Raw genomic sequence first — 25,426 nt, forward strand, 5'->3', positions numbered from 1 at the left:
GCAAACCACGCCATTAGAATCCGCGTCCCTTTCTGAACCTAGCCTGGCTAACAGGCCTCGGAGTTGTACCCAACATGCCAGCCGTACGCGTCAAAGAAAACGAGCCTTTCGAAGTTGCCCTGCGCCGTTTCAAGCGCACCTGCGAGAAGGCCGGAGTGCTGTCGGACGTACGGAAGCGTGAGTTCTTCGAAAAGCCGAGCCAGGAACGCAAGCGTAAGAAGGCCGCTGCGGTTAAGCGCCACGCCAAGAAGCTGTCTCGCGAGACGGCCCGCCGGACGCGCCTCTACTAGAGGCCGCCCGGGCGCTGGCAGCGCCTACATTGCGTGAAGTGACTAGCGGCCGCGAGCCGCTAGTTTCGTTTTAAGCCACCGAACACGACAAGGAAGCACCATGTCCGCACTCAAGGACCGCATCACTGCCGACATGAAGACCGCCATGCGCGAGAAGGACAAGGAGCGCCTGGCCACGATCCGCATGCTCACCGCCGCGATTAAGCAACGTGAAGTCGATGAGCGCATCGAGCTCACCGACGACGACGTGGTGGCCATCGTCGAAAAGCTGGTCAAGCAGCGCCGCGAAGCCGAAGCCCAGTATCGCGCGGGTGATCGTCCCGAATTGGCGGATCAGGAAGCCGCCGAAGCCGCACTGCTGACGCCTTATCTGCCCGCCCAGCTGGATGAAGCGGAGATCGATGCGCTGATCGAACAGGCCATGGCCGACACCGGCGCCGAATCCATGCGCGACATGGGCAAGGTCATGGGCCAGCTCAAGCCCAAGGTCGCCGGCCGCACCGACATGTCCGCGCTCTCGGCCAAGATTAAAGCCCGCCTGGCGGGCTAATTCAGCCTGCGCCGGAACACCACCGGCCATCCGCGGTCTTCTGCAGCAGACACCACACGCTGCCGGAGACCGCATGCCCCAACCTGGCCCCAAGCACCCGTCGACCCGAAACCGGGATTCCGACGACGCAGCGGAAAGCCACGCGCCCGACCACGAAGCGAAGGAGGACGCGCTGGCCGATGAAGCCGGCGACGAATCCTTCCCGGCCAGTGATCCACCGGCCTGGACACCGGGCAAACCCGGCTCACCCGCAGGTTGAAGCCCGCCCATCGCCCATCGCATGATCGGCGCATGAGCTCTACGACACGCCATGGCCGCAACATCGCCCTTGCAATGCTGGCGGCGGCCCTGAGTGCCTGCGTCACCACCGGCGCGGGCGGCGGCTTGCATACTCCAGTCTCCTTAGGCTCGGCGTCGGAACTGGCGCAAACCCTGAACCACGTCTTCCAGCCCCAGCCCAGCCCTGACGAGGGTCTGCGCAGAGCCACCCATGTCGCAGACGGCGAACTGGACAACGAATCGGCGGCCCCGGCAGCCGCCACAACGGAACAGCCGGTCGCCCTCGCCACGCAGACCGCATCGCCCGGCAACAGCGACACCACCAAAGACGACCCTTGGCGGTGTGCCCGCACGCCGGGGGCGCGTGGCTGCGAGCGTCGCCACGGCGAAGACCTAGTCATCGCTCAACCCGACATCCACGCCGCTCCCGGCGGGCTACCCGCCCCAGCCGAAGCCGCCCGCTCTTGCCGCATTCAGTGTGATGGCCAATGGCACAGGGTCAGTTGCGCATCAGACGCGGAAGCTCGTTGCGACTGCCATGCCGAGCCGGTGGCCCAGTGCGTGGACAAACCGCTCTAGACGGACCCACCCACCTGCTCATCTAAGCCGACGGGGCCGGGCAGGCTAGAATGCCGGTCCATTTCGCGCTGCGAGCCACCATGTCCATCTACGACTTTTCCGCCCAGACCATTGACGGCACGGAGCAGTCGCTCGCCGACTACAAGGGCCAGCCGCTGCTCATCGTCAACACCGCGAGTAAGTGTGGCTTCACGCCGCAGTACGAAGGCCTGGAAGCGCTCTACCAGCAGTACAAGGACCAGGGCTTTGCGGTTCTGGGCTTTCCCTGCGATCAGTTTGGCCACCAGGAGCCGGGCGACGAAGAGGAGATCAAGTCGTTCTGCTCGCTGACCTATAACGTCAGTTTCCCGATGTTCGCCAAGATCGAGGTCAATGGCGACAACGCCCACCCGCTGTACCAGCACCTTAAGCAGGCCAAGCCCGGCGTGCTGGGCTCACAAGGCATCAAGTGGAACTTCACCAAGTTTCTGGTCGACGGCCAGGGCGAGGTGGTGAAGCGCTACGCCCCCACCGACAAGCCGGCCTCGCTGACCCAGGACATCGAAGCCCTGCTCTAGCCTCATCACTGCCGAGCCCCCGCGTGGCCCGAATCCCGCAAAACTTTCTCGACGACCTGCTGGCGCGGACGGATATCGTCCAGCTCATCGACGGCCGCGTGCCGCTCAAACGCCAGGGCAGCGAGTACGCCGCCTGCTGCCCGTTCCACGACGAAAAATCGCCCAGCTTCACGGTCTCGCCCACCAAGCAGTTCTATCACTGCTTCGGCTGCGGGGCGCATGGCACGGCCATCAGCTTCTTGATGGAGTACGACCGCCTGGAGTTTCGCGATGCGGTGGACGAGTTGGCCAAGCTGGCGGGTGTCGAGGTGCCGGTGGACGCCGCCGACAGCGGCCCGCGCATCGACCCGCGCATCTGGGAGGCATTGACGACCGCCCAGCAGATTTTTGCGCGGGCACTGCGGAGCTCGCCCAAGGCCATCGACTACCTCAAGGGCCGGGGGCTTGATGGCCAAACCGCCAAGCGCTTCGGCATCGGCTACGCACCCGACGCCTGGCAAACCGTTACCGACGCCGTGGGCGACAGCCGCATTGCCACCCAGGCGGGCCTGGCCATCCGCAAGGATGATGGCCGTGCCTATGACCGGTTTCGGGATCGCGTGACCTTTCCCATCCACGACCTGCGCGGCCGGGTCGTTGGCTTTGGCGGCCGGGCCTTTGGCGACGAAAAACCCAAGTATCTGAACTCGCCCGAAACCCCGGTGTTCCACAAGGGCAACCAGCTCTACGGCCTGTACGAGGCCCGCCAGGCCAACAAGACGCTGGAACACCTGCTGGTTGTCGAGGGCTACATGGATGTGGTCGCGCTGTCGCAGTTCGGCATTCACTGCGCGGTGGCCACCCTGGGCACGGCGACCACCACGGAGCACATCAATCTGATGTTCCGCTCCACCTCGCGCATCGTGCTGTGTTTTGACGGCGACCGGGCGGGCCGCGAGGCCGGTTGGCGCGCCGTGGAGCGCGCACTGCCCGCCATGCGCGACGGCCGCGAAATTCGCCTGCTGTTTCTGCCCGACGGCGAAGATCCCGACACGCTGGTGCGCAAAGAGGGGCCGGAGGCGTTCAACACCCGTGTGGCCGAGGCCGAACCGCTGTCGCAGTTCCTCCTGGACCAGCTGACCGAGCAGGTCGACCTGTCCTCGGTCGACGGCCGCGCCCGATTGGTTGCGCTGGCCACGCCGCACCTCGAAGCCCTGGCGCCGGGCGCGTTCCGCAAGGGGCTGGAGCAACAGGTGTCGCAAATTGTTGGCTTCGACATCCACGACATGACCGCCGTGGCCCCGCCACCACCGCCCCGGGCGCCGGAGCCCACACCCGACGCCGGGGCCGACGAATTCGAAGCCCCCACCCTGACGCCACGCCTGCGCCGCGCCGCGCGCGCGTTGCTGGAACAACCGGCCCTGGCCGCCGAGCTGCCCGAGATCCCGCGCCTGGCCGATGACCCCGGTCAGCAGTTTCTGGAACAGCTACTGCACGCGTTTGCCGCTAACCCGCAGCTCACGGCCGCCCAGTACACCGAACGCCTGCGCGGCGAACCGGACGAGGCCACGCTGGACGATGTGCTTGCCGGCCCGCCGTTTCCACCGGGTTTCGACGCAGCGGCCGACTTTCGGGAAGTGCTGAAACGCATCGTCGCGGACAACGCCAAACAGCGTGTCCAAACCCTGATGCAGCTGGCACAGGAACGGGAACTGACCCAGGCCGAGCGCGACGAGCTGCGCGCCGGCTACCAGCGTGGATAATTTTTTTCGCCCCGCCCCTTGAACTTCGAAAATCACCCCCTATCTAACTAGGCCGCGTGAGGGCGCCCGGGCTTTGCGACGACGATTCGCAGTGGCTTGCAGTCCACACCCTCGATGCCGATCGGGCCTTAACACGCTGGGACGTCGCCTGAAGACACGCGCAGTTTGCGCCGTCTACGGGCCTGACCGTCCAGGTGCTTTTGCACTGAGCCAACCGGCCTACAAGCCGGCACAACCTGCCTGGGCCCGCGCGTGATCGCTGGCCTCGCATCCCTTGTCGATGGCGGCAGGTCTTGCCGCGCCTTGCCTAAGCTGGTAATGGCTCAGTAAAATGGCGTGTTCTGCCGGCGTCTTAGCGCCGGCTTCCTACTTTTAAGACCGGATCCTATGACCGTCGAGAAGCAATCTCAGCTCAAAGCGCTGATCGCCCGAGGCAAAGAGAAGGGCTACCTCACCTACGCCGAAGTCAACGATCACCTGCCGGACGACATCGTCGACCCCGAGCAGATCGAAGACATCGTCAACATGATTGCCGACATGGGCATCACGGTGCACGAAGAAGCGCCGGACGAAGATCAGTTGATGATGGCGGACAACCCCGTCACCGACGACGAGGATGACGACGAAGCCGCCGAAGAAGCCGCCGCCACCCTGGCCGCGCTTGATTCGGAACTCGGTCGCACCACCGACCCCGTGCGTATGTACATGCGCGAGATGGGCACGGTTGAGCTGCTGGACCGCCAGGGCGAAATTCGCATCGCCAAGCGCATCGAAGAAGGCCTGGCCGAGGCCATGTACGCCCTGGCCTTTCATCCCGAAACCGTCGCCATCCTGTTGGAAGAATGGCAGAAGGTCGAAGATGGCGACCGCCGCCTGACCGACTTCATGGTCGGCTTCGTCGACCCGGACACCGGCGACCCGGTGGTCAACGAAGAGCCGGAAGACGAAAAGAACAGCGACGATGATTCCGGGTCAGACGGCGACGATGACGACGACGATTCGAAGGACGAGAAGCCGGTCGACACCGGCCCTGATCCGGAGGAATGCCGCGCCGCCTTCGAAGCCCTGCAAGGCCATTTCGACAAGGTCGTCAAACTGCTGGAAACCAAGGGCACCGGCCATCCGGACACCCAGGCGGCCCGCGAAACACTGGCGCGCGAGTTCATGCGCTTCAAACTCACGCCGCGCACCACGGACCAGCTGACCGGCAACCTGCGTGAAGCCATCGACAAGATCCGCACCGCAGAGCGCGAGATCCTCGACATCTGCGTGAATCGCGCCGGCATGCCGCGCAAGACCTTCATCGACAGCTTCCCCGGCAACCTCACCAACGAGGCCTGGGTCGACAAGCTCGTGCGCGCCAAGCGCAAGTACTCCTCGGGCATCAACCAGCACGTGGAAGAGCTGCATCGCATCATGGCCCGCATGAGCCAGATGGAAGCCGACACCATGCTCACGGTCGACGAGATCCGCGACATCTACAAGAAGATGTCGCTGGGCGAGGCCAAGGCCCGTCGCGCCAAGAAGGAAATGGTCGAGGCCAACCTGCGCCTGGTGATCTCGATTGCCAAGAAGTACACCAACCGCGGCCTGCAGTTCCTGGACCTGATCCAGGAAGGCAACATCGGCCTGATGAAGGCCGTGGACAAGTTCGAATTCCGCCGCGGCTTCAAGTTCTCCACCTACGCCACATGGTGGATTCGCCAGGCCATTACCCGCTCGATTGCCGACCAGGCCCGGACCATCCGTATCCCGGTCCACATGATCGAAACGATCAACAAGCTCAACCGCATCTCCCGCCAGATGCTGCAGGAAATGGGCCGCGAGCCCACGCCGGAAGAGCTGGCCGAGCGTATGGAGATGCCGGAAGACAAGGTTCGTAAGGTGCTGAAAATCGCCAAGGAACCGATCTCAATGGAAACGCCCATCGGTGACGACGAAGATTCGCACCTCGGCGACTTCATCGAAGACCAGAACGCCGAATCACCGGCGGACTCGGCCACCACCGAAGCACTGGGCGAAGCCACGCACGAAATCCTCGCCAGCCTCACCCCGCGTGAGGCCAAAGTGCTGCGCATGCGCTTCGGCATCGACATGAACACCGACCACACGCTGGAAGAAGTCGGCAAACAGTTCGACGTGACACGCGAGCGTATCCGCCAGATCGAAGCCAAGGCCCTGCGCAAACTGCGTCACCCCAGCCGTGCGACCTACCTCAAGAGCTTCCTCGACGAGAACTAGGCGCCCGACAGGGTAGAATCAACGCCCCGGTCCGCCGGGGCGTTTTCTTGTCAGACCGGGTGGCGTGCAACGCGACCACCCCGCAACAACACGATGGGCCTATAGCTCAATTGGTTAGAGCAGCGGACTCATAATCCGTTGGTTCCAGGTTCAAGTCCTGGTGGGCCCACCATATATTTCAAAGAGTTATATCGCACTGTGACGATCGGCTCATAAGCTGGCCACTCGGCCACATTATGCCGCCACTTACAGTTGGGGGTTCTACCCCGTTCTCGCGGACACTTTCAAGAAGCCTGATACTGGGCCAAAGGAGTGTTTATGTCGAAGCGTAGGAAGTTCAGTCGAGAGTTCAAGCAAGGGGCTGTGGAGCAGACCTATCAGCCGGGTGTGACGTGTGCGCAGGTTGCCCGTGAGCTTGAGATTGGCGCCAATCTGCTGACCCGCTGGCGACGGGAAGCCGAGGCAGCTGGTTTGGCGGCATTCGGTGGTACCGGATCCGCTCGAGATGCCGAGTTGATGCGCCTGAAGCGCGAGCTGGCGCGGGTCAAGAAGGAACGGGATTTTTTAGCAAAAGCGGCAACGTTCTTTGCCAAGGAATCGTCCTGAGATATCAGGCGATCTGGCGTTGTCGCGATGAGTTTCCAATCCGCATAATGTGCCGCTGTCTGCAGGTTTCGCCGAGCGGCTATTACGGTTGGGTTGATCGCCCGCCGAGTGCTCGGCAGCGCGACAATGAGCGTCTGCTGGTGCGGATGCGGCAGATGCACGAGGACAGCCAAGGTGCGATCGGCGCCCCACGCATGTGGGAAGACCTGGTCGAGGAAGGCGAGACAGCGAGCCTAAACCGGGTCGCTCGCGTAATGGCCGCCGATGGCTTGCAGGGTCGGCCGCGTAAGAAGATGCGTGGCCAGAAGGGTCAACCCAGCTTGCCCGAGCCTGGTGTGGAGAATCTACTGGAGCGTGATTTCACGGCACTGGAGCCGGAAGCCAAGTGGGTCACGGATATCACCGAGATCCCGACCGGCGAAGGAAAGCTCTTCCTGTGTGTTGTGATTGATCTCTTCAGCAAGCTGGTGATCGGCTGGTCGATGCATCACCGTCAGGATCGGCAGATGGTGCTGCGAGCGGTCGAGATGGCGATCTGGCAGCGGCAAGGCAGCAGCTCTGTGATCTTGCATTCGGACCGCGGCAGCCAATTCCGCAGCGGTGATTACCAACGATTTCTCAAGCGCAATACGCTGATCTGCTCAATGAGTGCCGTTGGCCATTGTGGCGACAACGCCGCCTGCGAGGGCTTCTTCGGATTGCTCAAGCGTGACCGTGTCCATCACGCGAGGTACCCGAGCCTGGATGCCGCCAAGGCCGACGTATTTGACTACATCGAGCGATTTCACAATCCTCGGATGCGGCGCAGAGTCGCCAGGCAAGATCGAAAGTTTTCAGACCTTTTCAAACCGTCCGTGGAAACGGGGTAGAACCCAAACCCCTCTATAGGCGCTTACGCAACTCGCACAGCGACCATTCGGTTGCTTCGCGAGATACGCTGCGGGACCCTACAATTAGCTACGAACGCACGAGCAGTTTCGGCCTCGTCAGGTTCAAGCGACTCGAGGCTACGACAAAGGCGGAATTGCTGGGCGCTTACCGAAGCATGGCACCTTTATGGTGACCCGAAGTAATCCCACTGCCAGTTGCGTATTGAGATTGGATGCACTTAGCTCAACTAACATTCCAAAGCGGGAGAACCAACCATGGCAGAAAAGAAGTGAGGGATTCGTCTTGAGAGCAGCTTCGTTCAGAACAGATGATCGCTTACTTGAGGAACGACGTAAGCTGGGCGCGTTCTACACTCCCGTGGCCCTCAGCCAGATCCTGTCAAATTGGGTCATCCGCTCGGCGTCTGACACCGTGCTCGAACCAAGTTTCGGGGGTTGCGGCTTCCTGCAAGCGGCTCGCAACCGCCTGTCGGCGCTAGGTTGCGCATCTCCCAAGTCCCAGATCTATGGATGCGATATCGACCCAGTAGCGTTCGATTATTTGGCCGCCGTGCTGGGTACGCCCGTCGATCTGATACGGTTTTCCCAATCCGACTTTTTGTCTGTGTCTCCTGGCGCGCCTTGGCCAGATCGCTTCTCAGGCATTCTCGCCAACCCACCCTACATTCCTTACCAAGCCTTGGGCACTAACTTGCGGAAGAACTTATCAAACCGCGAGTGGCCGATTGCGGGAATTGGCGGTCGCGCAAGCCTTTGGGCCTATTTCATCGCGCACGCTGTATCGTTTCTTGCCCCGAAAGGACGGATGGCGTGGGTCTTGCCTGGAGCCTTTCTACAAGCCGACTACGCGAAGCCTATCCGGAGGTACCTTGCCTCTTCATTCGAACGTACCTCGGCAATTGTCCTGCGCGAACGTATCTTCCTTGATGCTGGGACGAACGAGGAGACTGTTGTCCTGCTAGCAGACGGATACGGATCGACTGAAGCCCCAGCACCGATCCAGCTCGCTGAAGCAACTACCTTGTCCGACCTGATCCGTATGATCGGCAAGTGGGATGGTGGAAAGCGAGTCGCCTGCCAGATCGAAGAAGCTAGGCCGGCGTCTTTGAGCCTCAATACCCGTGAGCGTGCGCTACTGACCGCGATCGAGGCTCGTCAAGACTGCATCACCTTCGGCGATATCGCGAACGTACGGATCGGCCTCGTTACGGGGGCTAACAAGTTCTTCGTCCTGTCGATAGATGAAGTGGAGGATGCTGGCCTTGATGCGCTCGACTGTACACCCATCCTAGCCAAGTTTCTTGCCGCTCCGGGGGTCTCCTACACCTCGACGGATCATGAAAATTTAGCAGGTAGCGGTGCCCGGTGTTATCTCGTCGGCCGCCCCGGAAACGAACGCTCAGCGCCCTTAGTCGCGTATCACGAAACCTTCGACAAGGCCGCACGGGTGAAAACAAGTACCTTCCGCAAGCGCAAGATCTGGTGGCAGCCCAACGACGGCAGGGTTCCAGATGCCTTCTTCCCGGTCATGCACCACTTCGGCCCCAGACTAGTGCTGAACCCAGACGGCCTAACCAACACCAACACAATCCATCGCGTCTATTTCCGGGAGAACATGTCACAGCTGAGTCGGCGACTGGTTGCGGTCTCGATGCTGACGACATTTGCTCAGGTTTCCGCTGAAATGGTCGGGCGGCGTTATGGATCGGGGGTGTTGAAGCATGAGCCCCGCGAAGCCGAGCGCATTCGGATGCTAGTGCCAGCAGGTCTGACCGTACGCTCGATTAACACCGCCTTCGAGAGGATCGATCGTTTGTTGAGGGCAGGCAGGCGGGACGAAGCGACAGCTGCCGCCGACGCCTTGATCATGAAAGCCCCGGGTTTGCCTGACAGTGCGACCGAAACCCTCTCGAAGATGCTGCTCGATATCCGTCTGCGGCGGCGGCCGCAATCTCGAACAGCCAGTCGCTAAGAGTCTCGCCAAGCGCTCGCCCACATCGTGTTTAGGGTGGTCGTAGAGCTTTGCGACAGAGAACTTGTTAGTCGCTGAGCATAATGCTTATAGCAGAGCTTTTGAAACAGCGTGATCGCCCGGCACCAGTTCGGATCATCTCGCATATCCAACCAATTCGCCTCATAGAAGTTTGCCGCGACCAATTCGCTTAGCAAGGCGAGCTCCATCGGCGGATGACACCAGCGGGGCACTCGAAGCGGATGGTCGAGATGGCCAGCATCGTGGTGATGGCCGCCATACTGAAGGTGAAAGAGAGGACCATTTTGCGCCACGCCGCCGTGTACGTTGGCGAGGTCAAGGTGCCATCGTGATACGGGATTGCCTTGATCGTCATCAATCTCCAACGCCAGATCAAGGGAGGCGAACGGCGGAGTTGTTCGCTCTTTCTGGTCAACCCAGATCTTCTTGGCCGTGATAGCAGGAGCAATTGTCTTGCCACCCCTGTCTTTATGTTTGACGAAACGAATGGGGTCGCCCCGATCAACTTCGGTTACCCACGAGACGGCATTCTTGTGCCGCTTCAATTCGCCCGAGATCCGAGACAAAACAGTATAGCCTTCCGGTTCGACAATTTCGCTGTGAAGCAACTTGTTCGCGACTACGGAGAGCGCGTCACCTGCTGACTCCGCTGTAATCGGCATCAGTCTTCCCGGTTTTGGTTGTCAGGCCGAGCCCTACCGCGAACCTCATGCGCAAGACTTGCATCAATTTCATCGATCACCAACGCAGGTGCAGCTTGAAGATATCGGTCGGTTTGGACACAGTCCCAGCAAATTCGCCGACGTCTTGCGAACCTTGGTAAATCGGCCTCGAAAGCCGCCACCGAATGCCTCATCTCAATCCCCCGACGGCATGAAGCACACGCTATCGCGACGAGCTCATCTTCAGAACCGCTCCAAGGCGAAATAGCCGCCTCGAAGCGCGACCCGAACCGTTCGGTCAGGAGACGGGCTCGCTCGGAAGCCGCTAACCCTGTCGCGCGAGTCGAAAATACTTCTAAAGCGAAGGCTTCGACACGGTGACTCCACCATCGCGGCCAAGCGTCGCCAAACAGCCCGCGATAATTGGCACGGTGCGACTCGAGCACCTCCGCAAGCTTTAACCCGCTTTCAAGGCTGACACCCAAGTGGGCACAGACATCGTCCAGATCGAGAAGCGGGCCTGGCCGATCAATTAATTTGTTCAAGATCAGCTTGACCGCAAGATGCGGTGCTTTAGCCTCTGCCAGATGCAGAGTCAATGCCTGGATGTCGATCGCGTGCCGGTCATCAGGCTCTGCTGACATAAGCTCGGCGAGGTCATAGTGCCCTTGCTTGTGGCGAAGGCAATCGTAGGCGGCGCAAAGACTCAGCAACTCTCGCCTGACCGTGCGGCGTTGGTCGTTAATTTGATCTTTCACATAGACGCGGTCGAATAAATCGTGAGCCGTCTGATCTGGTTGGAAAAGGGTTCGTATCTTGTCCTCGGCGGATACCAGAACGATGGCGAAATCTCGCTCGGGCGCCTCGATTGAGGCATCGCGGAGATGTTGCGCCAGGGCGCTGCCCTTGAAGGTTTGATCGGCTGGAAGACCAGCCGGGGCCTCGTCCAACCGATAGTCGAGAGCGACTAACATCGGTTGCTTGTCGCGGATTGCGCGGGCCAAGGCTGTCGGCTCCTGTACGGCAAGGAACTCTATCTCAAGCTGACCGTGGGTCGACAGTTGTTCGGCGAAGACATCATCCTCGTCGTCAACGAACACGCCGTGATAGGTCATGACGAAGGGGCCTCTGCGAGAATCCGAAACTCGAACCGACAAGTGAATCCTGCGGAAGGGTCCACAACTACGGCGTTCCCCCCGTAGCTAGCGGCGATGTCTGACACAATTCTTAGACCAAGGCCCGTCCCGGGCCCGGCGATACCATCGTCATCGGCCGCCATGGTCGTCGTATAGAAGGCGTCGAATACCCGCGCGCGAGATTTCTCGTCGATGCCGAGGCCGTTGTCTTCAAATCCGATAACAACATGCGCGCCATCGGCGCGGGCGTCCATACGGACCTTACGCTTTGCGACCTTAGCCTGCCGCATCGATTTGATCGAATTGGTCAGGAAGTTTAGGAGAACAGAGTCGAGTTCGCTTGCGTGCATCAATGTCGTTCGGAGGGTCGACGGTCGGACGTCAATTTGAAAGGCCACTTGTTGCTTGCGCATGTAGTTCGAGAACTGATCGGCAAACCGATTTAGGGCACCAAGCACGGACAGTGAACGCAGCTCACGGCTCTCGGTGCTAGACATCAGTCCGGCGATGTATCCTCCGATGTCGAACAGCCTCGCGGATGCTGCTTGGAGTTGGCTTTGCTGTCGCTCGAGGCGGCGTCGCAAAGTTACGTCGCCAACCTCCGCAATAGCATCAGCCAGCAAGGCGAGGCGAGCAGACAGAGAAGTCTCGGCACCCTTCACCTCGTGTCCGAATACACTGATCGATAAACCGAGCGACGCCAGAAGCCTCAACATTTCCTCATATTCAAGTGCTGCTGCGCGCTCCTTCTCGATTTTTTCCTCGTAATCAGAGGCTGCGGCAGCGGCAGCAGCCAAGGCCTCAGCGGAGACGCCGCCCTTTGTGGCCGCTCCCTGCTCATCGAGCAGCCCCTGCAAGACTTCTGATGGGCGGCGAGGCTGAGCGACAAAGTCCTTTTGTCCGGCGTCCTGCTTCCGGTTTCGTGTAGCCGCTATCCGCTTCGCCGACCATTCGACCGCGTTGCGCACGAACCTGCGGAGTTCATGAAAGGCTTCGTTCTCCAGCAAGCCCTCCCGGCTACTCGTCTCCTCAAAGAGAGGGTTGCAGTCGGTTGTCAGCTCGACGTGCCCAAAAAAGTTTCGATTGTTCGCCGGAACCAGCAGATCGCGGCGTGATACATCGAGATCCAATTGAAGCCAGTCATCCGAGGCCTGACCGTAGGGAAGAACCCGGAAACCATTCCGGTAAATCCTTATGCCACCGAAGGTCCGGCCCATCTCGGCAGCTGCACTCTGCGTCATTCCAGACAAGGTGCTAGAACTGTATATGAAGTAATGCGTTGTAAATTCTACGGGGCCTGTTAAGAGATATTGCTCCGGAAAGGTTTGAGCATCATCCACTCCCAACTTAGACGACACCAATCGAACCGTTGCGACGCCCGAGCCGTCTACCGACGCAGTGATTGTGGCGATAGCCTGGGAGAGGAAAGATTGATCGATCGAGAACTGAACGCTCTTTTCCGCGCGCGACGTGCCATTGATGACAACGGCAAACCCTGGATCCTGCACGCGACCCACAACGTCGGAAGCACGGCGAGAAATCGGAAAGGGCGGCTGGAGGAGGAGTACTGATCGCCACACGCGGGAGATGGCCTTATCGTTCCAAGCATCCCTCAGATCCTCGATCTCGAGCGTGGTGCCGACGTGATCTGGAGCTTTGTCGAATCTTTCAATTCGATTGAACACATCGTGTAGATCGCGCCCTGGTTGAAATTCCTCATCCCAATTGAAGAAGACTCGGAAACCATCTCGGCTTCCGCGCGGCCGGGTTTCCAATCGCAGCCTCTTTCCCAAGCGTTGCACCGAAAAACGACCAATCCCTTTCCGCCCAGCACGGACACGACGGAAGATCGGAGACAATGGCTGATCGACTTTTGATGCTGTTGAAATCCGCATCCAGCTGGATCGGATCACATCGTCGCTCATACCAGACCCGTTGTCGGTGATTGTTAAAGACCCCCCGGCTTGATCTTGATCTTTAAAATCCAATGTCACAGACGTAGCGTCTGAATCGAAGGCGTTCTTGATCAATTCCGAAAGCGCTGTGTCCTGCTTTCCGACCAGCTCCGCTCCGAGGCGTTGAATATGCCCCGCGTCGACCGTGAAGCGAACCGTGCTCGGATTACTGTCGACCTGACCGCGGCTAGCGTTTTCGATCAAAGCCCAATCGGGATCAGACTTCTGGAGTTCCAGCTCGATCAGCGCGCGAATTTTCTTGTCTGTCACTCAGGATATGCCTGCGATATAGAGTTAGAGAACAATAGTATGAGCATCAATCATGTGCCAATCGATCTTCACGACCTTCCGCACCCGTTCCGAGACCATCGAGGTGCACTTATCGCCATTACGGCTGCTTGGAACCGGTTGCAGACGTAGAGAAGGTCGGAGGGGATGGCCGTATTTGGTTTCTTCTCATGAGTAAACCGGATCACCACCGACCCGTATTTGCAACGCGCGCCTGCATGTGCGTGGTTGGCATCAGTCATAATCTTGTAGCGGTGAATGGTTTACCACCCGTTTACACGGAAGGTTTGAACAAGGCTGAAAACTTCTGTTCCTGAGCTTGGAGCCTACGGCGCATTCTCAGGCTGCGGAAGGCCTTGATGTAGCGAAAAACTTCGGTTCTGGCCTGGTCCTGGCTCTGGTGCCGCTGCTTGTTGTTGCGCTCGCGCTTCAGCACACCTAAAAAGACCTCGCAGGTCAGGTGACTCCACCGTGCCCCGTCGAGCCCGAGTCATTCTTCCCGGTACGCCGCTGCACGTGATTCAGCGCGGCAACAACCGATGTGCCTGTTTCTTCGACGATTGAGAACTGAACGACGTAATAGTCCGCTACCGGCACCGGGCAGTCCGTCGCCGGCTTACTAAGAGCAATGCCTGATCCTCAGCACGGTAGTTATTCATTGTCGGAGAGTCTTCGAGGTGCATCCATCCGGTCGTGCATGACACGAATGACGACCAGCTGGTTTTCGTCTGTGCGATAGAAGACCCCGTGGCGACCGACCTGGTAGCGCTGCACACCAGGACCAACGTGTGAGTAATCCGTCCCTAGGGGTGGATTCTCAGCGAGCAGTGCGAGTCGCTGCTCAATCTGGTCGAGATAGTTGTCTGCCTGATCGACATTCCGTGATTGGGCCGTGTGGCGCCATATATCTTCCAAGTCGGCAACCGCCAGCGGTCGTAGCGAAACGCTTAGGCTGTTGCCAGTCATCTAGGGTGCCGCTTTGCGGCGCGCAGACGCCTTGATCGCATCCATATCAAGCGGGACGGGGTCGCCACTTGCCTCGCCAAGGGCGAGTACTTGTCGGAGATCTGCCAGTGCCTGCTTTTCCATTCGATCCTGACGGATTAACTCTCGGATGTATTCGCTGTCATTGCCGAATTCGCCGGATTGAATCTGGCTGCGAATCCACGACTCTTGTTGGTCAGTCACGGTAATGGTCTTTCTTTTCATTGCCACGGTTCGATCTCCTGACAGATGTTTGTATGAATTCATCATACCGTTCTGACGGAGAGCGGACTCATCAGGTAGTCACCAATGAGGCGTAGTCGTGCTCTCTCATCAAGTAGAACCCTGGAACAAGAACAAGCTCATCGGCCAGAAAGCGCCGCTGCGGCTCAATGAAATAGGGGGACCCGCGTCCGCCTAGAACTCGAAGGCAAGATTCGCGATCTAGCCCTGTTCAACATGGGCGTCGAGGTAGACGACGCCCTGCAACTCGCCGAGCAGATGGAAGTTTAAGCGTTCATCTGGCGGCTGCGTTCCGGCGGCACCAGCCCATAGCTGTCACTGCCATGCGTTGACGGAGGCCAGGCGGCTCCTTACTTTACTCAAACAAGTAAGGGATGAGCGATGTCAGAAGCAACCGTCACAAGCAAAGGTCAGATCACCATTCCCGTGGACGTGAGGACGTCTCTGTCCCTAAAGGCCGGGGAGCGGGTGGAGTTTACGACGCTCGATGACGGCACGGTCATCATGCGGCCCAAAAATCGGTCACTCCTGGAACTGGAAGGCATGTTGCAGGGCGCCGGCAGGCGGAAGGGGAAGGTTAAGGCCGAGCACATGAACATCGGCGGTAGCTGATGGCGAGTCTGGATACGAATGTCCTTGTGAGGCTGCTCGTCAAAGATGACGAACGACAGGCAGCTCAGGCAAGAAAACTTGTTCAAGCTGAGTCGGACCGTGGCGAAACGCTGTTTGTCCCGATCACCGCGGTGCTGGAACTGGAGTGGGTTCTCCGCTCCGTCTACGAAATGCCGAAGTCGGCCATCCTCGGCGCGTTCGTCGCACTGCTCGAAACGCGGGAACTGGTGTTCCAGTCCGAGCCGGCAATCGAGCGTGCGCTTGAGCATTTCCGGAAGGGGTCTGCGGGTTTCGCCGACTGCGTGCATCTCGGCATTTGCGGTGCTGATAGCGAATTACCCCTCGTGACCTTCGACCGGAAGGCGGCCCGGATGGAGGGTGCTCACCTCGTCGGGGCAGCAATCGGCTAGGTCCGCTTTTGGCACTTTGCGGACACAGCTCATCGAACTTCTGATCGTCCGGTTCGGGCGCAAAGTGGACCTCAGCCCTGAGTTGACAACAAGCTGAACCCTCTATCAAACTCGTACAATATGCTGTACAAGTCTGCATTATGAAAGTCGTCAACTTTTCAGAAGCGCGGAAGGGCTTGAAGGGCGTCATCGATTCCGTCGTCGAAGATGCCGACTACACGGTCATTTCGCGTCGTGACGCGCCTGACGCTGTGGTGATGTCGCTGGACACATTCAACAGCATCATGGAGACGGCTCACCTTCTTGGCTCGCCGGCCAATGCCGCGCATCTGGCGGAATCGATCGCCCAGCATCGACGCGGCGATGCGGTCGAACAATCGCTGACAGATGATTGAAAGGCTCGCGTGGACTCCCGCCGCCTGGTCTGACTACGAGTATTGGCAAGCCCAAGACAAGAAGACGCTGAGGCGCATCAACAAACTGATTCGAGACACCATGCGGGAGCCGTTCGCAGGGATCGGCAAGCCGGAGCCGTTGCGTGAGAATCTCAGCGGCTATTGGTCTCGTCGAATCGATGAGAAAAACCGACTGGTCTATGCCGTGGATGACAGCATCCTGACGATAGTTTCCTGTCGCTACCACTACTAATCGGCACGACGCCTTTCGGCACGCCTGAGGGATCTATCTGGAAACGGGAAGGTCGTGCGGGCACTTTCGAGCTACTTCATCGCAGACGACACTCCGAATGGTTTGCCCACTAGGGTAACGAGCCGCCGGATGCCGGGGGTCATCCCTGACCATCTCGGCGTAGCGCCCGTGACCTCTGCCTAGATTCCGCCCACTTTGAACACGGTCATCCGATCTGGTCCGCATCCATGCAGGGACACCGACGGTTCAATCACCGCGGCCCCTGACCGCGCGAACGCATCCCCGCCCGCAGCACCCTGCCATCCAATCGCGTGAGCCCACGCAAGCCGACCCCCAGCACCCGCACCGAACCGCCGCAGACTGTGCCGGCGTAGTCCACATGGTGATGCCCGTGCACCACTGTGGTGGCACCCAGGCGGCGAGCGAGTTCATCAATGCCGGCGAAGCCGTGGGCGTGAGATGTGGGGGCTTCGTGCGTGACCAGCAGATCTGCCCGGTCGCACGCCAGTTGCGCCCACATGGAATACCAGATGGCCCCTCGCATTCTTCTAGAGCTTCCGGCACCCGGCCGGTCTTTCTTGGGCAGGGTGCGAATGTAGTCTTCGGGCGAAGGGTACTCGGGCGCGGTCAGACGCTTTTGTGGATACCACATCCGCTGCTTAAAAATACCGCCAAGCCCGGCCACCCGCAGCTTGCCGATCTGCAAGACACAACCATGCAGACAACGCCCGGCCAGCGCTGGATCTTCAAGCAGGCACTCGCGATACGCCGGCCTGTCGTAATCATGGTTGCCGGGGATGAAGTAGAAACGCTCGAGTACGCCCGGGGGCAGCAGTTCGGAGACGGGCCGATCCACGGGCGCAAAGTCACCGACGTGGATGATGATGTCGTCCGGAGGTGCTTCTATCAGGTGGTCCAAACAACCGTGCGTATCGCCCGCAAAGGTGATACCCGGATGATTCAAGACGCCATGCCTGGCTGCAGCGACCCCGAGTGGCCCTGGCCGCCACATTTCCAGCGTTTGAGAGAGATGTCGCCAATAAGCGCGATCTTCATGGTGATTTAGCCTGCGAAATGACCCTGGATAGGACTGCCGAGCATCGCTAGCGGGGGCATCGTGCACGGCAGGGCTCGGCCCACCGCGGCGCGGGGGCGCTTAATCGGACTTGCAGGGTGATATTCGCAGCATGACGTCAGGCTACAGGAATATCGAGGCGCGCCAAGCCCGCGTCCGAATCGAGTGCGATAGGGGCGCGCCAACATCGATGATGGCATTCATCGGGCTAGCGGTGGCGTCGCGCTTATCCGGCCGTCGGCGAGTGCGCGCGTTCAAAGCCGCCAGCGAATACCCAGCCGCACGGACCGCGGCTCGACTGGATGAATATGAAAATCATCCACTCCGGAAGCCGGTTCGCCCTGCAGGAGCGACATGTAGAAGTAGGTGATGTCGTTGTCATTTGCATCGAACAGGTTGAATACCTCCGTCCGCAGTGTGATGGCTGGCGTCGCCTGGTAAGACAGCTGGGCATTGAAGATCGTCGTGGCATCGGAACGGGCGCTGTTGTCTTCGATGAGTGGCGCCTCCCCTAGATACCGCACGCGCAAGCCACCTGAGAACGCCGCACGGTCGAGTAAGGTCAGGCCCGCAGACGCGACACGTTCGACAGCGTTCGGGATACGGTCACCGTTATCGAATCGAGCACGGCTGACAGCGACATCTAGCGAACTCCTTGCGGATTCAGCTCCAGCGCGAATGGATCACACCGGTCGTCAAACACGGCTGAGCATGGCGAGCGCGCTGCTGGCTGTACAACGCCGCCAGCCTGCCGACGCGAAAACCCCAGATGATCTGGAGCTGCGGGTCCAAGCCCTGCTGGCCCCCGCTGCACCCACCGATGCCGGCCGCGTTCAAAAACTAGGGCTGTGGACACTTGCCGGTGCCCTGGCCGCGCTGCTGGCCACGGTGGCCCTCTCCCCTGCTCACGACTTGATCGAGCGCGTGCTGCAGTGGCTGCACTAGGCGACATCGGGGCAGCACCCGATACCGCCCGGCATCAGCCCCACGCTCACCCCTGAAGCGCTGCTGTGATGCAAGTGCGCGTCCTTCGCGCGATGCGAAATCGCCTCCGTCGGTCAACGTGACAGCTCCCCGTGCCTGCACGAAAGCAGCCGAGCGTCGATTGACACCGCTGGTCAGTCCGCCGCGACCTGCGGGAGAGAGACTACGCTGGCTGGGGCAGCGCTACCGCGCTGCCGCGTACATCGCCTCGCCCGCGGCCAGCGGCCCCTGGGCTTGATATGCCTCCACCCATTCCATGTAGTTATGCACGGTGGGCACGTCTTCGGGGTGAAAGCCGGGGCGGTAGTAGCGGGCGATCATCGGCAAGAGCCGGCCCAACACCTTGCCGAACAGCCAGGGGGTGTTCTGGACGTAGAGCTTAAATGCCTCGGCGGGGCTGTAGCCGTCCATGCGCAGCATGAACCAGGGTGAAATCAGCGTGTAGAGGCTGAAGGCAAAGGTGGCGTGCGTCATCGCGGCGCAGCGCTTGACGTAGCCCACCTTGGCAACCTTCTTCATCACGTCGAAGGCAACGGCCTTGTGCTCCATCTCTTCGATGGCATGCCAGGCAAACATGGCGCGCACGCGTTCATCGGCGTCCGCCAACATGGATTTTTCGGCGAAGAACAGGTCCGCCATCATGGCGGTGAAATGCTCCAGTGCGGCGGTCATGGCCAGGTTGTACTCGGGCGAGTACCGCTTGCGCCGCACCTGCTCCACTCGACGGGTATGCCGGGTGAAGGCATCGGTGACGATGCCCTGCCGGTCCAGGCGCCGGTTGTACTGGGTATGCACCATGCCGTGCTGGCCTTCCTGGCGCATGAAGTCCTTCACGTCCTGCAGCAGAGCCGGGTCGTCGATGCGATCCCGAAAGGCGCGCACCGAATTGATGAAGTAGCGTTCGCCGTCGGGGAAGGTGGCCTGCACCGCGTCAAACACGCGGGATTTCAGCGGGTTACCGGCCATCCAGTACTTGGGGATGTCATCGCCGTCCAGCTGAAAATCCAGTTGTTCGCGCACCACGATGGGTTCCTTGTGCGCTGGGCGCTTGCTCATTTTGGTCTCGCTCCGTCGACTGCGGGTGGTTACAGATTAACCAAAGGGGCCCACCGATGCAGCGCTGGAGACCCCACCCCCCGCCGCTCCGCAGATTGCCACCCTCGGTCAGGCCGCTGCCGGCTGATTTGGCACGCCTATGGCTTATTATTCCCACATTCTCCGGTCGACCACCTCGACCGAGCTGGCCGCACGGCGGACCTTGGTGGTAGGCGCAATCGCGCCTGCCCCGCCGTGATCCACTGCGAACAATGGGGGTAACACAAGATGCTCAAGCAGCTCTCGGCGCGCCGACGCGTCACACGCAATCTGGCCATTTGCTTGGCCGCAGGTCTGGGTGCGATAACGGCGCCAGCAGCACTGGCGCAGATGGTGAACTGGGCGCCCGGGCCGGGCGAAGTCGCCTATGAGGACCGCGCGGCAGGCGATACCTACATCGTGCTGCACCAGGCCGACCCACTGGCGCTTTACGCCGGCGATATCGACGGGCTAGTCGCAACCACGCCGCGGCTGCGGGGCGAACGCCGTTTAGATGTGCATTCAGCCGATGCCGTGGCCTACCTCGGCTTTCTCGATGCGCAGCATGATGCGCTCATCACCGCAGCCGAGGCGGCGCTAGGACGTGACCTGACGATCCGCCGTCGGCTTCGCTATGCGCTCAGCGGGTTTACCGCCGTGATGAGCCCCGAAGAAGCCCGTGTGGTCGCAAGCTTGCCGGGCGTGCGGCGCGTCGAAGCTGGCGTGGCGCTGACCCTGCAAACCGACAACGGACCGGCCTGGATTGGTGCGGACGGCGCCTATGACGGCACCGGCACCCATGACGGTATCGGCACGCGTGGCGAAGGCATTATCGTGGGTGTCATCGACTCCGGCGTGAACCACGACCACCCCTCGTTTGCCGCCACCGGCCCGGTCGACGGTTACGTCCACGAAAACCCGCTGACCGACCCGATCACCGGCCTGCCCACTTATGTCGGCGCCTGCGATCCGGTCACCGGCCAGCCGTTCTGCAATGACAAGTTGATCGGTGTCTGGGATTTCACCGGCACCACCCCGCATGACGACAATGGCCACGGCAGCCATACGGCGTCGACGACCGCGGGCAATGTCGTGGATGCCGTGCTCACCGCGCCCACCATCGACCTGGACCGCCGCATCAGCGGTGTGGCACCGCATGCCAACATCATCTCCTACAAGGGCTGCATCACCACCCCGGCCATCGGCACCTGCCTGACCCCCGAAACCGATGCCGCCATCGATCAGGCCGTGGCCGATGGAGTCGATGTCATCAACTTTTCGATTGGTGGGCCAGCCGGTGACCCGTGGAGCGACTCGGGCGCCCTGGGCTTTCTTGCGGCACAAGCGGCGGGGATCTTCGTGGCAACCTCGGCCGGCAACGACGGCCCCAAGGCTGCGACCCTGGGCTCACCGGCCGACGCACCCTGGCTGACCAGCGTGGCCGCCTCCACCCATGATCGCTCGCTGGGCAACCGCCTGATCGGCATGGCCGGTGGGCAGTCCGCACCGCCGGCAGACATCGCCGGCAAAAGCCTGACCAGCGCCCTGCCCGAAACCCGCATCGTCTATGCCGGTGACTACGGCGATCCGCTGTGCCAGACGCCCTACACCGCGGGCACATTCAACGGCGAAATCGTGGTCTGCGACCGCGGCATCAACGCCCGTGTCGAAAAAGCCGAAAACGTCGAAGCCGGCGGCGCGGGCGGCTTTGTGCTGGCCAATGATTCCGCCAATGGCAACAGCTTGGTGGCGGATGGCTATGTCATTCCCGGCGTGCACATCACCTACGATGACGGCGTGGTGCTCAAGGCGTGGCTGGCCGATGGGGGCGACGATCATGTCGCCCAGATCGAGGGTACGACGGCCGTTGCGGCCCGCGAGAATGGCGACGTGATGGCCGGCTTCAGCTCGCGTGGCCAGAACCCGTCCGCCCCCGGCCTAGTCAAGCCCGACATCACCGCTCCAGGCGTGGACATACTGGCCGCCGTGCTCACCGACCTGACCAACCCGTCCACCTCCCCTGAATACGGCGTCATCAGCGGCACCTCGATGTCCAGCCCCCATACCGCTGGTGCCGCCGCGCTGATCCGGGCGCTGCAGCCCGACTGGACACCCGATCAGGTCAAATCGGCGCTGATGACCACGGCCTACGTGGTGCGCGGCAAGACCGGCACCGATGGCCTGGTGAAAGAAGACGGCGTGACCCCGGCAGACGCACTCGACCTGGGTGCCGGTCGGGTCGATCTGACCCAAGCCGCCCGTGCAGGCTTTTTGATGAGTGAGATCGAGGCCAACTACACCGCTGCCGATCCGGCCGCAGGGGGCGACCCGACCACCCTGAACCTGCCCAGCCTGGGTCATGGCAACTGCCTGGGCAGCTGTAGCTGGACGCGCACGCTGACGGGTGCTGTGGCAACCGACTGGACCGTGTCCGTGAGCTCGCCCGACGGCTTGCCCGTGACCGTGGAACCCGCCAGCTTCAGCCTGGGCGCGGGTGAGGACATCACCCTGTCCGTCACCGCCGATGTCGAAGGCCTGCAAATCAATCGCTGGGCGTTTGCCGATCTGGTCTTCACACCGGCCGACGCCGCCATCCCTGTCGCACACCTGCCCATGGCCGTGCGCATCGGCCCGATTCCGGAGACCCGCAGCTTCGATATCACCACCTACCAGGGCAGCGTCACGATCGAGGACTTTGTCTCGCAGATCGACATCGCCTCTTTCACGCCCACCATCTCGGGCATGCAGCGTGGGCTGACGACCGAGCGCACGATGACCCAGGACCCGACGGTGCTGGATCCCTACGACGGCCCCCACAGCGGCCCGGACGATCCGGACCCCGCAGCGGGCACATTCTTCGTGCTGGTTGACGTCCCCGAGCCAGGCGGCAAGCTGCTGGATACGCGCATCAGCGAAACCACGTCGGCCGATATGGACCTCTTCGTCGGCAAGGACAACAACGGCGATGGCCTGCCGGACGAGGGTGAGGAACTCTGCGCCGCCGCAACGGCAGCCGCCCTGGAACAATGCACGCTGGTGGCACCGGAAGCCGGCACCTACTGGATTCTGGTGCAGAACTGGCTGACCGGCAGTGGTGCTGATGCCGTGACGCTTTCCACCACCGTGATCCCGGCTGAAGACCTGGGCAATCTAACGGCCACTGCGCCCAGCCCGGTGGGTGCCGGCGAGCCCTTTGATATCACCCTCGCATGGAGCGAATCCGACTTCGAAGTCGGCGATACCTGGGTGGGTCTGGTCGAGGTCAATTCGGGGAGCAGCAGCGTCACCGACGTGGCCATCATGGTGGTCGAGTTCAACGTCACCGACCTCACCGACACCCCGCCGGATGACGACCCCACACCGGGCGATGACCCCGCTGACCGGAACCCGCCCACAGGCAGTGGCGGTGCACTGGGGTGGGCGACTCTGTTCGCGCTGCTCGGCGCGTTCCTCAGACGCCGGCGGGTGTAGGCCTGAGGGACAGGCTAGGGCCTGGCGCGCGCGCCGGGCCCTTGCACACACCAGGGACGCACTCCAGTGCGATGACCCGGAGCAGGCACCACGCTGCATTCATCCGGCCTACGGCGAGTGGATTGACGATTTGCTGGATGAGATCCCGTTCGCGGCTCGGCAAATAGAGGTCATCTCCAACGCCCGACGCCCGGTTGGCGATTAATGAGCACCACCCTGGTCAAGCGCTAGCACCCACCGCAGCCCATCCCCACCATCGGCGTAGTAGCCAGGCAGGCGCTTCGCTTCGATGAACCCATGGCGGGCATACAGCCGACACGCAGCGGTGTTTGATGCAGCCACCTCGAGACTCAGCCGGTCGCAGTCACCCAGCCGGGCCAGTTGAATGGCGTCATCGACTAGCGCGTCACCCAGGCCCTGCCCGCGGGCTGAGGGCGCCACGACGAGCGAATACAGGCGGGCGACCCGGCTGCCGCGACGGGTGAGCAGAATCGATGCCCCGGCCAATCCGCCGCTGTGGTCAATCACTCGGATTTGCGCCGTGGGCCGCTGCAGCAGGCGACGCATGGCCCGCGGTGAGATGCGGTCGCTGTCGAAGCCCGCCTCCAGCGCCACCAGCGCGGGTAGGTCCGCCGGCATTGCCGAGCGAATCAGCGGCCGATGATTCACTGCCGACGCGTCCGCTCATCCAGCCGGTCCAGCATGTGCTGCATGACGATGCGGTAGAGATCATTCCCCAGCACCTGGTCCTCCACGCCAGCATCAATGCTTGGGTTGTCGTTGACCTCGATCAGCGCCACTCGTTTGCCGAATTGCTTGAGATCAACGCCATACAGGCCCTTACCGACTGTGGCGGCGGCCTTCATGGCCACGTCCAGCACCCGCGTGGGCACGGCATCGATCGGCAGCGTCTCGGCATCGCCCTCCTGTTTGCCCGCCTCATCACGCTTGATGATCTGCCAATGCGAAGGCGCCATGAAGTAGCGACAGGCGTACAGCGGCTGGCCACCCAACACGCCGATGCGCCAGTCGTACTCGGTGGGCACAAAGGCCTGCACGACGAGCAGGTCGGAACGCTCCAGCAGCTCACGGGCCACACGACGGAGCTCGGCTTCGTCGTCGATCTTGACCACACCGCGCGAGAACGCGCTGTCAGGTTGCTTAAGCACACAGGGAAAACCAATCTGCTCCGCCACGTCCTTGAGATTGCCGCGGTGCAGGATCAAGGTCTGGGGCGTGGGCACACCCGCCCGCGTCATACGCTGTGCCAGCCAGACCTTGTTGGTACAACGCAGAATGGAGTCGGGGTCGTCGATAACCACCAGATCGTCCTGCGCGGCGCGGCGCGCAAAGCGATAGCTGTGGTGATTCACCGCTGTGGTCTCGCGGATGAACAGGGCGTCAAATTCCAGCAGCCGGCCGAAGTCGCTGCGCTCCAGCATCTCCACGCCAAAACCCAGATCTTCAGCCGCGTGTCGGAACAGCTTGAGCGCCTTGGGGTTCGACGGAGGCTCTTTCTCTGCCGGGTTATGCAGAATCGCCAGATCGTAATGCGCGCGCTTGACCCGCTTGCGTGTGGGCCGCTTGCCCGCGAAGTAATCGCTGGCCGCCGCCTGCATGAAGGCGCGCTGACCCGGCGCGACCTCATCCAAGGCAATGGCGGACAAGCCGATAATCTCCCAACGCTGCTGTCGCTTGAAGCGTGCCCGAAGCAGCGGGGCGGGAAACAGGTTGAACAAGGCCCGTGCCAGGCGGGCGTGCCGCTTGGCCTGGCAACGGCCGAAGTACACGTCTAACTCGTAGCTGTCCGACTCCAGCGGCGCCAGGCTGGTCTGCACCAGATCATCGGTTTCCGCGCGAAACACCCTGGGTCCATCACGCCCCTTGAGATCCTGGACCGTCGTGATGTCCGGTAGCGGCTGGTGCCCGCGCGCCCCGGCCAGCAGCGAGACGTAGTAACCGGCGCTCTGATAACGGTAGGAGTCACAAAGATTGTAGACACGACGCCGCCCGCCGCCGGCGTGGCGGTCGTCGGTCAAATAGTCGGCAGCCGTGATGACGCTCACCTCTGCCGGTGGGTCCGGCCAGTCTGCCAATCGATCCACCACGACCAAACCGGTCATCTGACCGTCCCGAACGCAGCAACAGCGGACAACG

At 61.3% G+C, this 25,426-nt stretch carries 25 protein-coding genes and 1 tRNA gene; 16 read left to right on the top strand and 10 right to left on the bottom strand.

All coding sequences use genetic code 11. The annotated features are described in order from the left end of the window. Positions 1 to 74 precede the first annotated feature (74 nt). From rpsU to DEH80_RS09470, 10 genes are all read left to right on the top strand, one after another. Positions 75 to 290, top strand: a complete 216-nt coding sequence (gene rpsU, locus DEH80_RS09425) for a 30S ribosomal protein S21 (protein WP_109720241.1) — start codon at positions 75 to 77, stop codon at positions 288 to 290. A gap of 100 nt (positions 291 to 390) precedes the next feature. Beyond that, positions 391 to 840, top strand: coding sequence for a GatB/YqeY domain-containing protein (locus DEH80_RS09430; RefSeq protein WP_109720242.1), 450 nt, complete (start codon positions 391 to 393; stop codon positions 838 to 840). A 73-nt stretch (positions 841 to 913) separates the two neighbouring features. Then, positions 914 to 1,099: a hypothetical protein gene (locus tag DEH80_RS09435; RefSeq protein ID WP_109720243.1), complete on the top strand. Its 186-nt coding sequence runs from the start codon at positions 914 to 916 to the stop codon at positions 1,097 to 1,099. 32 nt (positions 1,100 to 1,131) lie between these two features. Continuing rightward, positions 1,132 to 1,698: a hypothetical protein gene (locus DEH80_RS09440; protein WP_133249191.1), complete on the top strand. Its 567-nt coding sequence runs from the start codon at positions 1,132 to 1,134 to the stop codon at positions 1,696 to 1,698. A gap of 80 nt (positions 1,699 to 1,778) precedes the next feature. Then, complete coding sequence (locus tag DEH80_RS09445; protein ID WP_109720349.1) at positions 1,779 to 2,255, top strand: glutathione peroxidase; 477 nt, start codon at positions 1,779 to 1,781, stop codon at positions 2,253 to 2,255. Positions 2,256 to 2,278: 23 nt separating this feature from the next. Further along, positions 2,279 to 3,997 carry a DNA primase gene (dnaG, locus tag DEH80_RS09450; protein WP_109720245.1) on the top strand — a complete coding sequence of 573 codons (1,719 nt, stop codon included), beginning with the start codon at positions 2,279 to 2,281 and terminating at the stop codon, positions 3,995 to 3,997. Between the two features lie 387 nt (positions 3,998 to 4,384). Next, on the top strand, positions 4,385 to 6,238 hold the full coding sequence (gene rpoD, locus DEH80_RS09455; protein WP_109720246.1) for an RNA polymerase sigma factor RpoD: 1,854 nt from the start codon (positions 4,385 to 4,387) through the stop codon (positions 6,236 to 6,238). 95 nt (positions 6,239 to 6,333) lie between these two features. Then, positions 6,334 to 6,410 (top strand) — tRNA-Ile (locus DEH80_RS09460). A 146-nt stretch (positions 6,411 to 6,556) separates the two neighbouring features. Further along, positions 6,557 to 7,713, top strand: a protein-coding gene (locus DEH80_RS09465; RefSeq protein WP_109720247.1) for an IS3 family transposase whose coding sequence is annotated in 2 segments (ribosomal slippage) — positions 6,557 to 6,809 and positions 6,809 to 7,713 — 1,158 coding nt in all. Because the reading frame shifts where the segments join, the coding sequence is not laid out codon by codon here. Between the two features lie 229 nt (positions 7,714 to 7,942). After that, positions 7,943 to 9,706 (top strand): HsdM family class I SAM-dependent methyltransferase, encoded by a 1,764-nt coding sequence (locus tag DEH80_RS09470; protein ID WP_165831394.1) that lies wholly within the window; start codon positions 7,943 to 7,945, stop codon positions 9,704 to 9,706. Here DEH80_RS09470 and DEH80_RS17180 read toward each other — a convergent pair. From DEH80_RS17180 to DEH80_RS09500, 5 genes are all read right to left on the bottom strand, one after another. Continuing rightward, complete coding sequence (locus DEH80_RS17180; protein WP_133249192.1) at positions 9,703 to 10,389, bottom strand: hypothetical protein; 687 nt, start codon at positions 10,387 to 10,389, stop codon at positions 9,703 to 9,705. The two genes, DEH80_RS09470 and DEH80_RS17180, sit on opposite strands and share 4 nt — an antisense overlap. Then, positions 10,389 to 11,504: a hypothetical protein gene (locus tag DEH80_RS09480; RefSeq protein ID WP_109720250.1), complete on the bottom strand. Its 1,116-nt coding sequence runs from the start codon at positions 11,502 to 11,504 to the stop codon at positions 10,389 to 10,391. Before DEH80_RS09480 ends, DEH80_RS17180 begins: the two co-directional genes overlap by 1 nt. Beyond that, positions 11,501 to 13,750: a sensor histidine kinase gene (locus DEH80_RS09485; RefSeq protein WP_109720251.1), complete on the bottom strand. Its 2,250-nt coding sequence runs from the start codon at positions 13,748 to 13,750 to the stop codon at positions 11,501 to 11,503. The genes DEH80_RS09480 and DEH80_RS09485 overlap by 4 nt, the downstream gene beginning before the upstream one ends. 669 nt (positions 13,751 to 14,419) lie before the next feature. Beyond that, positions 14,420 to 14,734 carry a type II toxin-antitoxin system RelE/ParE family toxin gene (locus DEH80_RS09495; protein WP_109720252.1) on the bottom strand — a complete coding sequence of 105 codons (315 nt, stop codon included), beginning with the start codon at positions 14,732 to 14,734 and terminating at the stop codon, positions 14,420 to 14,422. After that, complete coding sequence (locus DEH80_RS09500; RefSeq protein WP_243412788.1) at positions 14,735 to 14,977, bottom strand: type II toxin-antitoxin system ParD family antitoxin; 243 nt, start codon at positions 14,975 to 14,977, stop codon at positions 14,735 to 14,737. It abuts the gene before it with no gap. Positions 14,978 to 15,376: 399 nt separating this feature from the next. On the opposite strand from DEH80_RS09500, the gene DEH80_RS09510 reads away from it, so the two are divergent. The 4 genes from DEH80_RS09510 (at position 15,377) to DEH80_RS09525 (ending at position 16,665) form a co-directional block, all read left to right on the top strand. Further along, the gene (locus DEH80_RS09510) at positions 15,377 to 15,607 is read left to right on the top strand and encodes an AbrB/MazE/SpoVT family DNA-binding domain-containing protein (protein ID WP_109720254.1); all 231 of its coding nucleotides are present in this window, start codon (positions 15,377 to 15,379) and stop codon (positions 15,605 to 15,607) included. Then, on the top strand, positions 15,607 to 16,017 hold the full coding sequence (locus tag DEH80_RS09515; protein ID WP_109720255.1) for a type II toxin-antitoxin system VapC family toxin: 411 nt from the start codon (positions 15,607 to 15,609) through the stop codon (positions 16,015 to 16,017). Before DEH80_RS09510 ends, DEH80_RS09515 begins: the two co-directional genes overlap by 1 nt. 140 nt (positions 16,018 to 16,157) lie before the next feature. Continuing rightward, positions 16,158 to 16,412 (top strand): type II toxin-antitoxin system Phd/YefM family antitoxin, encoded by a 255-nt coding sequence (locus DEH80_RS09520; RefSeq protein ID WP_109720256.1) that lies wholly within the window; start codon positions 16,158 to 16,160, stop codon positions 16,410 to 16,412. After that, positions 16,405 to 16,665 (top strand): Txe/YoeB family addiction module toxin, encoded by a 261-nt coding sequence (locus DEH80_RS09525; protein WP_109720257.1) that lies wholly within the window; start codon positions 16,405 to 16,407, stop codon positions 16,663 to 16,665. The genes DEH80_RS09520 and DEH80_RS09525 overlap by 8 nt, the downstream gene beginning before the upstream one ends. Positions 16,666 to 16,915: 250 nt before the next feature. Here the strand turns inward: DEH80_RS09525 and DEH80_RS09530 are convergent, their stop codons facing one another. Then, positions 16,916 to 17,629, bottom strand: coding sequence for a metallophosphoesterase family protein (locus tag DEH80_RS09530; RefSeq protein ID WP_165831395.1), 714 nt, complete (start codon positions 17,627 to 17,629; stop codon positions 16,916 to 16,918). 365 nt (positions 17,630 to 17,994) lie between these two features. Continuing rightward, positions 17,995 to 18,420: a TonB-dependent receptor gene (locus DEH80_RS09535; RefSeq protein WP_109720259.1), complete on the bottom strand. Its 426-nt coding sequence runs from the start codon at positions 18,418 to 18,420 to the stop codon at positions 17,995 to 17,997. Between DEH80_RS09535 and DEH80_RS09540 the strand changes: the two genes are divergently transcribed. Next, the gene (locus DEH80_RS09540) at positions 18,419 to 18,685 is read left to right on the top strand and encodes a hypothetical protein (protein ID WP_109720260.1); all 267 of its coding nucleotides are present in this window, start codon (positions 18,419 to 18,421) and stop codon (positions 18,683 to 18,685) included. The genes DEH80_RS09535 and DEH80_RS09540 overlap by 2 nt on opposite strands. 222 nt (positions 18,686 to 18,907) lie before the next feature. Here DEH80_RS09540 and DEH80_RS09545 read toward each other — a convergent pair whose 3' ends face one another. Then, on the bottom strand, positions 18,908 to 19,780 hold the full coding sequence (locus tag DEH80_RS09545; RefSeq protein WP_109720261.1) for a metal-dependent hydrolase: 873 nt from the start codon (positions 19,778 to 19,780) through the stop codon (positions 18,908 to 18,910). A 267-nt stretch (positions 19,781 to 20,047) separates the two neighbouring features. Here DEH80_RS09545 and DEH80_RS09550 point away from each other — a divergent pair, with 267 nt between their 5' ends. Then, the gene (locus DEH80_RS09550) at positions 20,048 to 23,269 is read left to right on the top strand and encodes a S8 family serine peptidase (RefSeq protein WP_109720262.1); all 3,222 of its coding nucleotides are present in this window, start codon (positions 20,048 to 20,050) and stop codon (positions 23,267 to 23,269) included. Between the two features lie 201 nt (positions 23,270 to 23,470). Here DEH80_RS09550 and DEH80_RS09555 read toward each other — a convergent pair whose 3' ends face one another. Both DEH80_RS09555 and DEH80_RS09560 read right to left on the bottom strand, forming a co-directional pair. Further along, the gene (locus DEH80_RS09555) at positions 23,471 to 23,938 is read right to left on the bottom strand and encodes a GNAT family N-acetyltransferase (protein ID WP_207774549.1); all 468 of its coding nucleotides are present in this window, start codon (positions 23,936 to 23,938) and stop codon (positions 23,471 to 23,473) included. Further along, positions 23,935 to 25,392, bottom strand: coding sequence for a RimK family ATP-grasp domain-containing protein (locus tag DEH80_RS09560; RefSeq protein ID WP_109720263.1), 1,458 nt, complete (start codon positions 25,390 to 25,392; stop codon positions 23,935 to 23,937). Before DEH80_RS09560 ends, DEH80_RS09555 begins: the two co-directional genes overlap by 4 nt. Between the last annotated feature and the right edge of the window lie 34 nt (positions 25,393 to 25,426).

This window comes from Abyssibacter profundi (assembly GCF_003151135.1).
Classification (GTDB): Bacteria; Pseudomonadota; Gammaproteobacteria; order Nevskiales; family OUC007; genus Abyssibacter; species Abyssibacter profundi.